The sequence below is a fragment of the Acinetobacter sp. NPDC052428 genome (genome assembly GCF_044547685.1).
Classification (GTDB): Bacteria; Pseudomonadota; Gammaproteobacteria; order Pseudomonadales; family Moraxellaceae; genus Acinetobacter; species Acinetobacter lwoffii_G.
In genome coordinates this window covers 47,483-63,788 of sequence record NZ_JBIUAT010000009.1, presented here as the reverse complement: position 1 = coordinate 63,788, position 16,306 = coordinate 47,483, and the positions used below count along the sequence as shown (strand labels likewise).

Sequence of the window (16,306 nt, the reverse complement as noted above, 5' to 3'; positions counted from 1 at the left end):
GTGCTGAAAAATATATGAAATCTCTTGTAATTCCTCTGGTTGAATCTCCACGTTCAGCAAAACTCGCATTTTTAGTCATTTTAGACTTTTGTATTTTCCCTGTTCTAATCTGGCTGTGTTATGCCATCCGCCAGTTTGACCTCGGCGCAGAAGTTGTACCCAATATTCCTTTTGGTGCGGTTTGGGTCAGTGCTATTGCTGTATTGGCTCTATTTCTCTGCGGTGTATATCGCTTTATTGTGCGTACCTTCAATGAATTTTTTATTGTTAAACTGGGTTTGGCAACGATCTTATCCGTGATTGGTCTGTATTTATTGGCTTATAGCACACATGCCTTTATTCCGACATCCATCCCGTTGATGTTTGGCTTTATGATGTTTGCCTGGGTCTGGTTTAGCCGCGGTTTTATCCGTTTTATCGTGCGTTCTTATTTACAGGCCGGAGTGCCTAAAAAACGGATCGCGATTTACGGCGCTGGGAATGCAGGGCAGCAGGTGGCAGCCACCTTAAATCGCTCCAATGAGCATGTGCCGATTATATTTATTGACGATGATCCGTCTTTAAATGGCCAAAATATTGGTGGGATTCAAGTTTATTTACCAAATATTGCCTTGAAATATCTCCCTAAATTAAAGATTAGTGAAATTTTGATTGCACTGCCCTCAGTCGGGCGGATACGTAAAAGTGAAATCGTTAAATTTTTAGAACCGGCGCATCTTAAAATTACTGAAATTCCGGGTCTGACCAAACTGGTCGATGGTGAAATTCGCATTTCCGATATTCAGGAAGTGGATATTATTGACCTGCTGGGCCGCGATCCTGTCCCTCCGGTTGCAGAACTTTTAGCTAAAAATATTCAAGATAAAGTGGTGATGGTCACAGGTGCAGGTGGCTCAATTGGTTCTGAGCTTTGTCGCCAGATTATTAAAAACCAGCCGGCCAAAATTATTATTTATGAACTGACAGAATTTGCTTTATATAGTATTGATAAAGAATTACGTCTCACAGCATCATGTGACATTATTCCAATCTTGGGCTCAGTACTGGATGAACGCAAGCTGGAGCGGGTGATTGAACAATATGAGATCCAAACAGTTTATCATGCAGCGGCTTATAAACATGTACCTCTGGTGGAGTGTAACCCATTAGCAGGCCTGAAAAATAACGCGGTGGGAACGGCATTTAGTGTCAATGCTGCGGTGAAAAAAGGCGTCGAAACCTTTGTACTGATTTCAACCGATAAAGCGGTACGTCCAACTAACGTGATGGGTGCGACCAAGCGCATGGCAGAGCTGTATTGTCAGGCCATGGCAGAAGCTCAGGATCAGACCCAGATCAGTATCGTGCGCTTTGGTAATGTGCTGGGTTCTTCTGGCTCGGTGGTGCCGCTGTTTAAACAGCAGATTGCCAAAGGTGGCCCGATTACCGTGACCGATCCCGAAGTGACCCGGTTCTTTATGACCATTCCGGAAGCTTCGCAACTGGTGATTCAGGCTGGTGCTTTGGGAACCGGTGGCGATGTGTTCTTGCTGGATATGGGGGAACCGGTACGGATTCAGGATCTGGCACGACAAATGATTTCACTGAGTGGACTCAAGGTTCGTGAGGACAAAAATCCAAATGGCGATATTGAAATTAAATATACCGGCTTACGTCCGGGTGAAAAGCTGTATGAAGAACTGCTGATTGATGAAGAAAATACAGAAATTACCTCGCATAAGCGTATTTTGAGATCAGTCGAGAAGCATTATCCATTGGCAGAAATTCTGGAGGTCTTTAACCAGATCCATGAGCTTTCAGCGACGCAGCCCGATATTGAATGGGCATTGACCCAGCTGGAATACTATGTCGATGGTTATGTCCGTGGCAACGAAATTCAAGTGAACTAGGTTATTTATAGAGATGATTAAGAAAGCAATTCTTCCAGTGGCCGGCCTCGGTACGCGTTTTTTACCGGCCAGCAAATCCATTCCCAAAGAAATGGTCACTGTGGTCGATCGTCCGGCGATTGAATATGTGGTCCGTGAAGCGGTAGCCGCCGGGATTGAACAAATTATTTTGGTGACTCATTCTTCAAAAGCATCGATTGAAAATTACTTCGATCGTAATTTTGAACTTGAAACCACGCTTGAGCAAAAAAACAAAACCGATTTACTTAAAGAAATTACTGAAATTCTGCCTAGCGGTGTGAGTATCATGAGTGTACGTCAACCGCAGCCTTTGGGCTTAGGTCATGCGATACTGTGTGCCAAAGCCGTGATTGGCGATGAAGATTTTACGGTATTATTACCAGATGTACTGGTGAAAGATCAGGATCCGGAAAATGATTTGTCTCGCATGATTCAGCGCTATGACGCGTCTCAAGCAGCACAAATCATGGTTGAAGCGGTACCTGAACATCTGGTGGATCAATATGGGATTGTCGATGTGGCCGCATCTCCGGCTGAAGGCGAAAGTATTGTCATGCAAGGGATTGTTGAAAAACCGGCAGTCGGCACTGCACCATCGAATCTGTCTGTGGTTGGACGTTATGTCCTGCCGGCAAAAATCATGCAGCTTCTGGAACAGACACCACGAGGTGCTGGAAATGAAATTCAGCTCACCGATGCGATTGCCATGTTACAGCAGACTGAAGCGGTGGAAGCTTATCGCATGAAAGGTCAAACTTTTGACTGTGGCAACAAGCTCGGCTATCTTAAAGCTGTATTACATTATGGGGTTGATCATCCTAAACTCGGTACCGAGTTTAAAGCATTGATTCAGGAACTGGCTTTGTAAGAAAAAATAATAAAAAGGAATAATATGAAAGTCGCAGTATTGGGAAAAACCTTATTTTCCGGAGTCATGTCGGCCCTTTTATCTGAATGTGGTCATCAGGTGGTGTGGTGTAACAGCTTCAGTGCAGATGAGCCAGCCCGGACTTATTTTCAGGATGAATCCTTGCAGTCATTGCTGCACAAACAGGAAAAATCCGGTTTTTTAAACTGTTGTGATTTTCAGCATCTGGATTTTAATCAGGATGTTTTTTTCTTTAGTTTTAACGCCACCGAAGAGCAGCAGGCATTTCAGATGCTGGATACCCTTCGGCATGCCTGTTTTGCTCATCCCAAGCTGATGATTAATGCTTCGACTTTTGGCCTGCATGGCACTCAACGCTTCCAGCAATTGCTGCCGAATGATGACTGGATTTATCTGCCCGATATTATTCAGGAAGGTAATGCCCTGCGTAGTTTTGTTCAGGCCACCCAGCTGATCGTGGGCTGTGATCATGCAGATGCACAGGCTAAAATCAGAGAGCTGTTACGTCCCTTGTTTCCGCGTGCGCAGCAGTATCTGTTTATGCCGGTACTGGATGCCGAATTTACCAAACTCAGTATTTCCGGCATGCTGGCCACCCGGATCAGTTATATGAATGATCTGGCCAGCGTGGCAGAAAAACTCGGGATCGATATTGAACAGGTGCGCCAAGGTATGGCGGCAGATAACCGGATTGGTTCGGCTTATCTGTTTCCGGGAGTCGGTTTTGGTGGAGAGAACTTCTCGCATGATATCCGCACCTTAACGTATGCAGTAGCAGATTCAGGGGTGAAAAACCAGTTGCTGGAACAGGTCTGGGAGATTAACGAACAACAAAAAGAATTACTGTTCCGCAAACTATGGAATTATTTCCGTGGCGATTTACAGGGAAAAGTGGTGGCGATTTGGGGCGCAGCCTTTAAAGAAAATACCCCGAGCATCCAGCAATCTCCAGTGCATGCCATGCTCACTGCATTATGGGCGCAAGGGGTGACGGTCAAACTGCATGATCCGCAAGCATTGGCCAATATTAAAAAAGTCTATGGGACACGGCAGGATCTAATCCTGTGTGAAGATCAATATCAGGCAGTTGAGGGGGTAGATGCCTTATGTTTGATGACTGCCTGGAAACAGTATGGTAGTCCAGATTATCCACACCTCATTAAACTGATGCAGCATCCCCTGATTTTGGATGGGCGTAATCTGTATGATCCGGCCTATATCAAGGCGCGTGGTTTTAATTATATTGGGGTGGGACGTTAATGTTAAGTCAGCTTAAACCAGATCTAAATACTGAAACTGTGTGTCAAAAACTCGCCTCGAGCAAAGAACAACTTGATGCGGTGCATCTACGAGAACTGTTTGCCGCAGACCCCCAGCGTTTTAACAAATATTCAATTCAGTTTGAACAGCTGGTCTTCGATTATAGTAAACACAGAATGAACAGTACGGTGATGCAGGGCCTGATTGAATGGGCAGATGCACAAAACCTAAGATCCTGGATCGGGTCTTTATTTTCAAATCAGGACATTAATTATACCGAGCAACGTGCTGCCATGCATTGGGCATTACGCTTGCCAGCACAGGATCAGCAGCATGCGGATCTGGCCGCTGATGTGCATGCTCAACTTGAGCGCATGTATGCCTTGGTCGAGCAAATCCATGCCGGGCAGCGTCGTGGCGCCACCGGTGAAGTGATTCAGGATGTGGTCAATATTGGCGTGGGCGGATCAGATCTTGGGCCGTTGATGGTTACGCATGCCTTATCTGATTTTAAATATCAGTCTGCCCAGCCACTCAGTGTGCATTTTGTCTCGACCATGGATGGCAGTCAGCTGTCCGAGTTGTTGCATCAACTGCGTCCGGAAACCACGCTATTTATTATTTCGTCCAAATCATTTGGTACGATTGATACCCTGACCAATGCCCAGACCGTACGTTTGTGGCTGGAAAAAGCATTGGGTCAGCATCCCTATATTCTCAAACATCATTTTATTGGGGTATCGACCAGACCGGAGAAAATGACAGCGTGGGGGATTGCACCGGAAAACCAGCTGTTGTTGTGGGATTGGGTCGGAGGGCGTTATTCGCTGTGGTCCTGTATCGGATTGCCGATTGCCTTGAGTATTGGAATTGAAGGTTTTAAGCAGCTACTGGCAGGTGCTTATGCAGTAGATCAGCATTTTCAGTATCAGCCTTTTGAACAGAATATTCCGGTCTTGATGGGACTGTTAGGGGCCTGGAATAATAATTTCCTGGATATTCAGACCCATGCCATCCTGCCTTATGATGGGCGGCTAAAATATTTTGCTTCCTACTTGCAGCAGCTGGAAATGGAATCGAATGGCAAGTCGATCCAGCGCAATGGTGAAAAAGTACAGCTGGATACCTGTCCGATTATTTGGGGAGAGGTTGGCCCGAATGCGCAACATGCTTTCTATCAACTCCTGCATCAGGGCACCCAGTCAGTCAGTTGTGACTTTATTGCACCGGTAAAGCGCTATAACAGTCAGCAATATACCTATGCCGATAGTGCTGAGGCATTAATCGAGCAGCATCATTTGGCATTGTCGAATTGTCTGGCGCAATCGCGTTTACTGGCTTTTGGTAATGAAGCGCTGGATCAAAACGAATTGGCTAGCTTGCCGGCTTATAAGCAGTATGAAGGCAATCAGCCGAGCAGTACCTTGTTACTGCAAGAGCTGAATCCCTATAGTCTGGGGATGCTGATTGCATTGTATGAGCATAAGGTGTTTGTTCAATCGGTGCTGTGGAACATCAACCCATTTGATCAATGGGGCGTAGAAAAAGGCAAAGAAATTGCCAATCAGTTATTGCCGATCCTCAATGGCGAACAGAGCGATCTGGATAGTCTGGATGGTTCAACCCAAGGTTTAATTAAAATTCTGTTAGGAAAGTCACATGGCTAAAATTCTGGTCACCGGTGGGGCAGGCTATATTGGTTCACATACCTGTGTGGAATTATTAAATGCCGGGCATGAGGTCATCGTTTTAGATAATCTCTGCAATAGCGCTGCTGAGTCTTTAAATCGGGTGCAACAGTTGACCCGGAAAAGCCTGACCTTTGTTGAAGGGGATATCCGGGATGTCCAGTTACTGGATCAAGTCTTTCAGCAAAATAGTATTGATGCGGTAATTCATTTCGCCGGGCTTAAAGCAGTTGGAGAAAGCCAGCAGATTCCACTGGCATATTTTGATAATAATATTGCCGGTTCCATCAGCCTGGTGCAGGCCATGCAGCGCGCACAGGTTTTTAACTTGGTGTTTAGTTCGTCGGCTACTGTGTATGGTGATAATCATCCGTCACCTTTAAACGAAGAAATGCCGACTGGCATGCCAACCAATAACTATGGCTATACCAAGCTGATTGTGGAGCAGCTCTTGGAAAAAACGGCCGTAGCAGATCAGCGCTGGTCGATTGCCTTATTACGTTATTTCAATCCGGTCGGTGCACATAAAAGCGGGCAGATCGGTGAAGATCCACAAGGTATTCCGAATAATTTAATGCCTTATGTAACTCAGGTGGCAGTAGGGCGACGTGAAAAACTGTCGATCTTTGGTCATGATTATGACACTGTCGATGGCACGGGTGTACGGGATTATATTCATGTGGTAGATCTGGCCAATGCACATTTATGTGCCCTCAATAATCGTTTAACTGCACAAGGGTGCCGGACCTGGAATATTGGTACTGGCAATGGCATTTCAGTGCTACAAGTGAAGGATACATTTGAGCAGGTGAATGGCGTTGCTATTCCATTTGAATTAGCACCACGTCGTGAAGGTGATGTGGCGACCTGTTTTGCAAATAATAGCCGTGCAGTACAAGAGTTGGACTGGGCAGCACAATATGGTTTGGAGGATATGCTGGCAGATAGCTGGAACTGGCAGAAGCAGAATCCGAATGGCTATCGTTAAAATTTTTATAAGAATATAAATATAAAACAGGAGCAAAATTGCTCCCGTTTTATTGTACTTAATACAGCAGCCTTAACTCTGGATCAGCTGGGTCAACTCATCGACATAGTCCTGCATCGGTCGTGGATTGCGGTCACGACGGCTTTCAATATTCAGACGCAATAAAGGTTCAGTATTGGATGCACGCACATTAAAACGCCAGGTGCCAAAGTCCAGACTGACACCATCGGTCTGATCAATTGCAGGATTTTGATCGGCATAGTGATCAAAGAGTTTTTGAATCGTGGTTTGGGTATCGGCGACTTTAAAGTTGATCTCACCACTACACGGGAACTTGGCAATCATCTCTTCCACTAGCGAAGATAGAGATTGCTGTGTTTCAGACAGTACTGCAATCGCTAGTAACCATGGAATCATGCCACTATCACAGTAGGCAAAGTCACGGAAATAGTGATGGGCACTCATTTCTCCGCCATAAGCCGCATTATGTTCACGCATCACATCTTTAATAAAGGCATGCCCTGATTTCGACTGCACCGTAATCCCTTGGTATTGCTCTACAATATCCAGTGTATTCCAGACCAGACGTGGATCATGTACAATTTTTTCGCCAGATTGCTTCAGCAAGAACGCTTGAGCCAGAAGGCCGACAATATAATAGCCTTCAATAAACTGGCCTTTTTCATCGAACAGGAAGCAGCGGTCAAAGTCACCATCCCAGGCAATGCCCATATCTGCGCCATGCTGAATGACCGCATCACGGGTGCTATCACGGTTTTCAGTTAAAATCGGGTTGGGAATCCCGTTCGGGAAAGTGCCGTCAGCTTCATGATGAATTTTGATAAATTCAACCGGAATATTGAGTTGTTGAAATTTTTGCTCAATCGCATCAATCACATGACCTGCTGCACCATTACCGGCATTCATCACCAGTTTCATCGGACGGATTTTTGCCGGATCAATATAGCTCATCAGATGATTTACAAATTCGGGCAGAATATTGTATTTTTCAGTACTGCCTTTATTGCTGACTTCAATAAATTCATCTGATTCTGCTAAAGCCTGAATCTCTTTAAGACCAGTATCGGCACTGATTGGACGGGCATTTTCACGTACCAGTTTCATGCCATTATAGTCCATCGGATTATGGCTGGCCGTGATTTCAATACCACCTTGCACATCCAGATGGAAGGCGCCAAAATAGACTTCTTCCGTGCCGGTCATGCCCAGATCCAGAACATTGACACCCGCATCATTTAAACCGTGAATGGTGGCCTGTTTTAAACCTTCACTGCTGAGTCGAATATCACAGCCAATCACCACGGTTTTTGGTTGATAGATCTGTCCATAGGCACGACCAATCCGATAGGCAATATCTTCATTGAGTTCAGTATCGAGTTTGCCACGAATATCATAGGCTTTAAAGCAGGTCAGTTTGGTCATGTAAGTCATTAAAATCCCTGAAAATAAGAAAAAGATATAATATATGCTGGTAGTATAGAGCCAAAATTATTTAATTCAGCTTCCTTCATTCGTAATTTTGTGAGCCAGCATTCCAGAATATTCAGCCAGTAATTGTAAGATCTCACGATCAGTACTTTTGTTAGAGAATAACTTTGGAGATTTATGGTGAGTCATATATAGATTTCCATTTTTCTAGAATGCGCTGTGCCCAGTCTGCATGATAAGTATTTGATACAACGTGATCTTTTTTTGAAATATGGTTAATCATTATATATGACTGGATATTACAAACTTTGTTAATAAAGTCTTTTGGCCAACTTAAAGACTGCGATAAAATTGCAATTTTGAAAGATTCTAAGGTTTTGTTCAGGAAGATTTTATTTGCATTAACATCGTATGGTATCAGTAATGTGGAAATATTCTTTTTTCCATCAGAGGTATCAATTTCACATAAATAAAAAAGCTCATTATCTTCTCTGTCGAGTATTAGATTTACATAAAATCGGCGATTTTGACCATTAGTCAATTTATGCCCTCTGAATCGGCCATATTTTATGAAAGACTTATTATGAATTTGTTTGACTTTATAGCCTTTGCCTTCTATTTTTTTCAGCATTTTGCTAAGGTCTTGATAAGTTGAACTTGTAAAATTATTTTCTGCCTCTATGCTAAATCCTGGAAGGGTGCCTTCGTCTTCTCCTTCTCCACCAGCAAATGGTTGGTCCTCATGAAGAGCTTCCCTACTTGTATTTCGTCTTGTTATATTAATTTCTGAGCATGAAGTATTTAGTGAGATTTGTAGGTCTTCTATGGTATAAATTTCCCCCACAATATTTTTGAGTTGTGTAATTTCCTGATCAATATCAGCGTTAGCTTCATCATCAAATTTAGATTTATCCTGACTTGTCTGTTTTTTAGTATGCTGGTTTTTATCTAGTATATCTTTAGCCTGTCCAAAACTTTTTTGGGATAAAAAATGAAATTTAACAGGTTTATCTATTCCTGTTTCTAAATTTCCGAATGAATTGATACGTTCGATCCGAAATATTTTGCTGTCTGAATAAATACATCCATCAACATCAAGTTCAATGTTTTTGAGGATAGGAGCATCCATATCAAAATCATAGGCTTTAGATTGAGCTTGGTTTTTAATGGTTTTTTCATAAATACTTAAAAAAGATTGATTTAATTCAGGGTGTAATAAAATTAATGCTAGTTTTTTTAGAAAAACAGGGTCCTTTAGATCCTTGGCTGTTATTTTTCTGTTTGGTGCAACAAAAATATGAAAGGCTTTAGCATCATTACGATCAATTAAGACATCAGTTGTATATCTTTCAGAAAATAATGCAGCACGTAATAAATAAGGATGAGAGAAAAAAAGATCTCGTGCGAGTACCAGTTTAGGTAATTGGATGGTCCACCCCTCCAAAGCATCTCCTGGATTGTGATATTGGAAACTGAAGCAGGGACGATTGCGATATGTCGGATGGGTATTTACAGTTGAATTTTCTGCATTGGTCTCGTTCAAAAATCCCAAATTGATTTGAGTGAGCTTATGGTTGACTAAACGTACAGGGAAAACACTGCTCAGTGGTGTTTTGTAGTGGTATAAAAGGATACTTTCAATTGGTCTTTTTGAATGAAAAAAACGCTTTTCTTCGGAATCGCGCATTGTAGTTTTAATATTGAAACGAGTTTTACCACGATGAGTTATCTGTGTTGCACTGTAGTATTGTGTTGCTTCAGGTAAACATACGAATGGAAGGTTAGCCACTTTTATTTCCCCATAATATTCTTAAAGAATCGACGTGCTTCTGGTGTCAATCGCTGCTCACTTAATCCAGATTCACGTAAAAAAACACTTGGTGGATAGTCTTTATTTTCAGTTTGTTGACGAATATAGGTTCGAGTCAGACGACGTATTTGGTAACAATCCACAGACTCAGCATAACGATCTAAAAAGACTGAAGTCAATGGGAAAAAATTCCAGTTTTTTTCAATCATACTCACTGAACCCAGTTGTCTAATAAAAAACTTTTTTGTCCATTGTGGGGAGTCTAGATCTTCTAATAATTCATCCCGTATTTTGATGAGTTGTTTAACAAACTGTCGATCTCGAGCTCTCCAGTCAATACGTGGTTTAGGGATAGAAGGCGGGGGAGTTAAAGCTGATTTATTGATAAATAATAGCCAATCTTTATGATTGCGATATAAGCGAGCATACAGTGAGCTATTTTGTTGGCGAGCCTGTTTGACAGGCCTTTCTAGGATTAATTTTGTCCATTGTTTTTGGTCCTCAGATAATGTTCGATCTACTTTATTATCCATACATATTGTTACTGTTGTGGTGGCTTCCTCTAGATCCATGGATGCTAGGTGAATATATTGCTTATATGTTTCAATCGGATTTTTCTCTGGAACAAGAGCTTTTAATACGATGAGGTGCTCAAGATAAGAAAATGCTTTACGATGTTTTCTTAATATATTTTTCAGCCAGCAGTTTTCACTATCTAAATCTGCTAATTGATAATATGCAAGAAAACTTTCGCCCCAATATTCAATGACTAATTGGCGGACTTTTTCGTAATTAATATTTTTACGGCCTGATAGTAATTCCCTATCTTTTAAGATAAGAAAATAAGCATCTGATACAGTAGAAAAATCCTGCACATTGAAGGGTGTTGAATGAGCGAGTAGCTCTTCGATCAGTCCTGCAAGCTCGATATGATGATTTACGTCTTGAGGATTAAACACAAGCTGTGAAGAGTCTTTCAGTGCATTCAAATGAGCAAAATAGAATTTTCGGTCTATCCCATTACAAGACATAGAACTCACAGAAAGAGATTGCTGATGCCTTCTACAATATTCGTATCCAGTAATCTGCCAGCTGCGTTTCCAATAAACTTCACCATATTGCTGCATCTGTTCTTGCCAGCAATGAGGGCAGAACCGGAAAAAACTCACAGCTTTGATCCGCGATGCATTTTTTCCTAATTTGGTATGCAGGGATTGATACTGCTCACCTCGCAATGCCTGCACAGCATAATGCATTACTGTATCAGGTTGAAATGGTTGGTAAATTGGTAACAGGGTGTGTTGGTTGATTAAAATAAGCGCATCATAGTGATCTGGTAAGTAACTGGCCACCCTGTCTAGATGAGAAGGTAAATCGTAAGTTGGTGTCAAGTTCCTATTATTGAATAATTCTTCAGTGAGATATTTTGGACTCAGAATCCCATTGTGAACAGCATAACGAGCAATCACACTGTAAATCAATTCATTTGGATATGGTGCTGGAAAATTTGAAATCATGGTACCTTACCCTCCATTTTTTCTGCTTAATGCAAAATGGGACGGGTAGGATCAAACAAATAGTGAGATGATTTTAATAACTCATAAACATCTACGTCCTGTTCTTGTGCTTGACTGAAAAAGTTTCGTAAGTCATTCGTTTCAGTACTCTTCCATTCCTCCACTTTCATGACTTTACGAGAGGTCCTTGGCTTCCTTGCCGGAGTTGTGGTCTGAGGCTGGTCCAATTTATCTTTTACTACAGAGCTGTCTAATACTTCCAGAATATGCTGGAGGAGTACCTGTAAGTTCTCGTTTGGATATTTTTTTAATGCAGAAGTGACATGCGGTTCTATTGCAGCAGCGGGATGACCTAATGCTGTTAGCATACCTATTAAAGTAGAATAATGCGGTCCTAGATCTTTATGCTGTTTTTCTGTTTTTAATGCGGCTTTAAAACGGTGTTGTTCAACATACTCCTCAATTTGAACTTGAGGGATAGTGAGGTCAGAGTACCGTGCAATACGTGCAGGATTACCTGAACGCAGCGCATCTAGAATATCGTGAACTGGCTGTAATTGTTCTTCATAGACTTTTTTAAAAAGTTCAGATGTAATTTTTTCCAGACCAATGGTGATTGCATGAATCTGCACCAAGCAGAACAGTTTAACCACTAAATCTGGAATGCCCTGCGTATAATAATACCAAGTGTTTCTTAATTCATCGGTCAGTTCAGCTGGTTGTTGAACCCATTGATATTGCCACAGCTTGTTGGTGAAAGCATACCATTCAGAAATGATCATTTGATCAGGGGTGCTAGGATCGGGAGTGGGTGCTTCATTGCGCATAGGTTCCCAGATTAAAGAGCCTAATCCCGCACTGCGTCTAGCTGATCTTAAGTCTTCTTGCAGAATTTCATTGGCTTTGGGTGTCCCAATCATCACAATTGGAATAGATGCCACATTCACAAGTGTGACAAAGAAATTAAGAATAATCTCAGCCCCGCCAGATTTTTTTGTATTCAAATGCTGGATTTCATCAATGATTAAAAGTCCAATTGAATAGTTATTTGCGATGATTTTCATCTGCTGCAGCATTGCATTTACATTTAAGCGGCTTCTGGTAAAACGATGCTCGAAGTTAGTATCTCCTAATGCTAAATCTACTGCTCTAAAAAAGTTTGAGCATAAGTTTTTTAAAGAGCTATCATGAGGGCAATCAATTTTAAGATAAACAATTTGCTTTAACCCCAGTTCTTTATGCTCAATCACTTGCGGATAATAACGCAAAATCTTGTTCATCGTGGTCGTTTTCCCACTCCCAGAACATCCTATAATAGACATACTAGTGGCTGTCGATTCTGGAGGAGCGTAGCGGTAAGAGCTTTCGTTTGAAGGTTCTAGTTGTTGAAAAGCCGCGTGCAAATGCCTGTGTCGATCACCATTATTGATGTTTCTACTCACGTAACCTTGCCGGATCATGATAGAAATTTTTTGTTCAAGGGATAGATGTTTGGTGAGTGGTTGGAAAAAATCATGAGGCAGTTGAGCAATTAGATGAATTCTTTCGGGTTGAGGCAAAAAACGCTGCTCTGGAATAAATTTTAGTTTCCCTCGTAGGTGTTTAATAACCGACTTCGTGTCAAGAATGGGCGGTAATTGAGTAATGAGAGGATTATCCCCATAGATGTCTTCTATTGATGTATTAATCGTGAGTTCATTATTATTCATTCTTCATCGTCCTCTTCAAATAATTGTCTCATTAAATCTGGTTGACTTGTCAAATCTAGATTGCTGGTTTGAGATGGGGGTATTTGAGTATTATCTTTATTGGGATTGATGGTCCGGATAGAATTTGCAGGCCTGTTTTGTAGGTGTTCCGCACGTTCCATCTGCATGGCTTCTTGTTTATTCTGCCGGATATTTCGAGTACGTTGTGCGTTAGAAAGTTGGTGAACTCCCGCTTGAGCCCGCCGACTCTGTGCTGACTTAATGATGTTGTCAGTAAAATCCTGCAATTCGCTGATGGCTACAGACTTGAGTTGCGAATGCTGTTTTTCAACAGTTTTGATCGCTTTTTGAATTTGTTCAGCTTCCCACCAGGTCAGATGTTGATATTGACGTGAGGTATCATTTAAGTGAGCCTCCCAGTATTCCAATTTATTTTCATCATAAAAAATATAAATGGTATTTACTGAGTATGGGTCAAAACCAATCCGCAACTTTTTCGGGCGAGATTTGGTTGTGTTACGAATAAACCAGCCTTGTTGATGCATTTCCAGACATTGATAGACTAATCCTTTGACTTTAAGTCCTTTGTCACTTAAGGAGGCATCGATCCTAGGTAACAAGCCTACATAGAGTGATTTGTTATCCACTTGTCTTAACATCCCAGTGCGGTGCTGTAGGCCCCACTGCCAGAGCTTAAGAGGAATAGATGGTAGGTCAGTTGGCATATCGGCACTGCGATCATATTTCGTCAAGACATCAAAATTATTGCGTAACAAGATGCAGCTTAATATGATTTTTCTGAACTCTTCCAGAGTCAGGCACGCTTCTAGCCGATAATCATGTCCGCCTTTCTTTTTTTCCTTGAATCCAGAAACAACACCAATATTATCGTAGGATTTAAAGCGTGACTGAATGATTCCGAAAGCCCTCTCCACAATACCTTTGGCATCGCTTCGATACGGTGGTGCATTTTCAATTCGAACAGAAAAGTTTTTTTCAAGAAGTTCAATTTGATAGCCAATTAGTTCGCCGCGGTCTGCAAGTATGGCGCTAGGTAAACCATAAATCGGCCAGTCTTCCGCTTGTATTTGTAAGCCATAACTCTGACAGAATGTTACTTTATCTTGGATTGCGACGCTGAGGCATTGTATGGCTGTGTTAAATGAGCTGTTTTCCATACCGACATAAAGCCCAGTAATCATCCGGCTAAATACATCGATAGCAATATATACGGTAGGTCTGCCAATAATCTGTGATGGATCTCGTGATGATACAAGGTAGATATCAGCGATTGTTGAATCTATTTCATAACGTGCACCAGGACCATTTGCGTGCTTGGTCGCTGTTGAAGTCAGAGGTTTGTGATCTTTCAGAGTTTTCTGATTCTTCAGAATTTCCTTGGAATTGTTCTTATTTCTATATCGCTTATTATAAAAATAATAGAATTGGGCATAGGTTGGAATATCTGCGGCTTGCACTTGATGAAAGTGCTTAGAAAATAAATTTTTAAACCGAAGATAAGTTTCGTTAATGGATTGTTTTTTGACAGGAACTAAATACTCTTCGATGGCTTGCTTAAAATATAATTCAACCTGTTCAGTGACATTCTTACCTTCATTCGATTCATAAATGCGTGGTCTGCCAATTTTTTTATCACCTATAGCTCTTTTTTGGCCTTTTCCACCTGAGTTTTCATAGTCCGGTACCAAAGCATTTATAGTTTGACCACGTTGCCAGTAGCGTCTTAGGAGTCGTAGGATTTTATTAATTGATACTTCTTTTTCTAGATGTATAGTTTTAATTTTTGCAGTCCTGATTTTTGCATTGATAAGAACTTGTTCATCATTAATTAAATCTTGAATAATAAAAAAGTTTTCATCTCTTTTTTTGAGTTGAATAGAATCCTCACTCAAGTTTAATCGTTTTAAGTGTTCATAAGGATCTTGTGCTGGTATTAGGCTTTGATCATCTGAGAGAGTTTGAAGTTCCTTAGACAAAATGAGTTCAGGAAAAGCATTTTTATTATCAATCGCAATCCATACCGTATACTGCGGTAAGAATTTGAGTATTCGGTATTGTGTTGAATTCAAGATGTAAACTGAATTAATTAGTTGCATGGACTGTATTCTCATTCTGGAGCAAATTACTTGCATGAATATCAGAGAGTTTAAGCTCCAAGTACGAAATTTCTAGATTAAATTGAAGTATTCGCAGTGCGAATAATTTTCTAAACAATGCGAGCGTCGATCCGATACCCATTTTTTGAGTTTGGTCAGAATGCTTACAAAATTGGATTAATGAGCTTTGAGGGTACTGGCTAATTTCTTCCATAAAATAAACTGCTTGATCAATCATGTGATTTGTTATTTCAAGGTCATTTTTTTCTACATACAGCCATTTAATGTTCTCTAGTACCGTAGCAGGAATGTCTTTTTCAGTAATCAGTTTGAACGGCGTATTGTGCTCTTCTTCCCAGTAACGACGTTTAATTTCTAATGACTCAATAACATGAGCTTTATTCAGATCCTTGCTGTAAAGAGTGTCAAGGGCTATAGAAAACTTACCAAAATCAACTAAAAAATCTGAAGATAGGGTAAAAGGTATATAGTCAACCGATACTTTTTTCATTCGGAAACGAGAACAGATGGAGTTAAGATCATAGATATCCAAAGGATAATGTTCGCGAATATCTGTAACGTTCTGATTCCAGTCAAGCAGTAAAAAGGTAGATAGCTCTAGATCAGAAAATAAGTGATGAAGACGTTTACTGACACGGCCTTGTACTCTGTGAGAGCGACCAATTGAACTGAAGTTTTGAACAGTTTTACAAGGTTTATAATCGCGTCCATGGCCCTGGCCATACCCTTCTGTTACTAGTTCTTCATAGTTTTTTATAATTTTTGCCATACAGAAGACCTGTGGATTTTGGTGGATAATTAATCATATCTGAAGGGGGGTAATTTTGTATTTGGCAAAAACATACAAACTTAAATATATTTATATACAAACAAAATTTTATAATTTTTATTTAATTATTTATTTAATTCAGTGACTTAATAGTTAATCCAGTATTTTAATGCTCAATT

At 41.1% G+C, this 16,306-nt stretch carries 11 protein-coding genes; 5 read left to right on the top strand and 6 right to left on the bottom strand.

Annotation, left to right across the window (positions count from 1 at the left end; translation table 11 throughout):
- Window positions 1-14 precede the first annotated feature (14 nt).
- Genes ACIG3F_RS07635 through galE form a run of 5 tightly spaced genes read left to right on the top strand, consistent with a single transcriptional unit; the run spans window position 15 to window position 6,735 of the window.
- On the top strand, window positions 15-1,889 hold the full coding sequence (locus ACIG3F_RS07635) for a polysaccharide biosynthesis protein (RefSeq protein WP_396469740.1): 1,875 nt from the start codon (window positions 15-17) through the stop codon (window positions 1,887-1,889).
- A 13-nt stretch (window positions 1,890-1,902) separates the two neighbouring features.
- A complete protein-coding gene (gene galU / locus ACIG3F_RS07630; protein WP_396469739.1) occupies window positions 1,903-2,778 on the top strand; it encodes a UTP--glucose-1-phosphate uridylyltransferase GalU in 876 nt (291 codons plus the stop codon).
- 24 nt (window positions 2,779-2,802) lie between these two features.
- On the top strand, window positions 2,803-4,059 hold the full coding sequence (locus tag ACIG3F_RS07625; protein WP_396469738.1) for a nucleotide sugar dehydrogenase: 1,257 nt from the start codon (window positions 2,803-2,805) through the stop codon (window positions 4,057-4,059).
- On the top strand, window positions 4,059-5,726 hold the full coding sequence (gene pgi, locus ACIG3F_RS07620; RefSeq protein ID WP_396469737.1) for a glucose-6-phosphate isomerase: 1,668 nt from the start codon (window positions 4,059-4,061) through the stop codon (window positions 5,724-5,726). The genes ACIG3F_RS07625 and pgi overlap by 1 nt, the downstream gene beginning before the upstream one ends.
- Entirely contained in the window at window positions 5,719-6,735 is a 1,017-nt protein-coding gene (galE, locus tag ACIG3F_RS07615) for a UDP-glucose 4-epimerase GalE (protein WP_396469736.1), read from the top strand. Before pgi ends, galE begins: the two co-directional genes overlap by 8 nt.
- A gap of 72 nt (window positions 6,736-6,807) precedes the next feature.
- Here the strand turns inward: galE and ACIG3F_RS07610 are convergent, their stop codons facing one another.
- From ACIG3F_RS07610 to ACIG3F_RS07585, 6 genes are all read right to left on the bottom strand, one after another.
- Window positions 6,808-8,178: a phosphomannomutase CpsG gene (locus ACIG3F_RS07610; protein ID WP_396469757.1), complete on the bottom strand. Its 1,371-nt coding sequence runs from the start codon at window positions 8,176-8,178 to the stop codon at window positions 6,808-6,810.
- Between the two features lie 181 nt (window positions 8,179-8,359).
- Complete coding sequence (locus tag ACIG3F_RS07605) at window positions 8,360-9,973, bottom strand: Tn7-like element transposition protein TnsE (RefSeq protein ID WP_180097144.1); 1,614 nt, start codon at window positions 9,971-9,973, stop codon at window positions 8,360-8,362.
- A gap of 2 nt (window positions 9,974-9,975) precedes the next feature.
- A complete protein-coding gene (locus tag ACIG3F_RS07600; RefSeq protein WP_004728832.1) occupies window positions 9,976-11,511 on the bottom strand; it encodes a TnsD family Tn7-like transposition protein in 1,536 nt (511 codons plus the stop codon).
- A gap of 26 nt (window positions 11,512-11,537) precedes the next feature.
- The gene (locus ACIG3F_RS07595) at window positions 11,538-13,220 is read right to left on the bottom strand and encodes an AAA family ATPase (protein WP_086044313.1); all 1,683 of its coding nucleotides are present in this window, start codon (window positions 13,218-13,220) and stop codon (window positions 11,538-11,540) included.
- Window positions 13,217-15,337 (bottom strand): transposase, encoded by a 2,121-nt coding sequence (locus tag ACIG3F_RS07590; RefSeq protein ID WP_396469735.1) that lies wholly within the window; start codon window positions 15,335-15,337, stop codon window positions 13,217-13,219. The genes ACIG3F_RS07595 and ACIG3F_RS07590 overlap by 4 nt, the downstream gene beginning before the upstream one ends.
- The gene (locus tag ACIG3F_RS07585) at window positions 15,324-16,127 is read right to left on the bottom strand and encodes a heteromeric transposase endonuclease subunit TnsA (protein ID WP_044112950.1); all 804 of its coding nucleotides are present in this window, start codon (window positions 16,125-16,127) and stop codon (window positions 15,324-15,326) included. Before ACIG3F_RS07585 ends, ACIG3F_RS07590 begins: the two co-directional genes overlap by 14 nt.
- Window positions 16,128-16,306 lie beyond the last annotated feature (179 nt).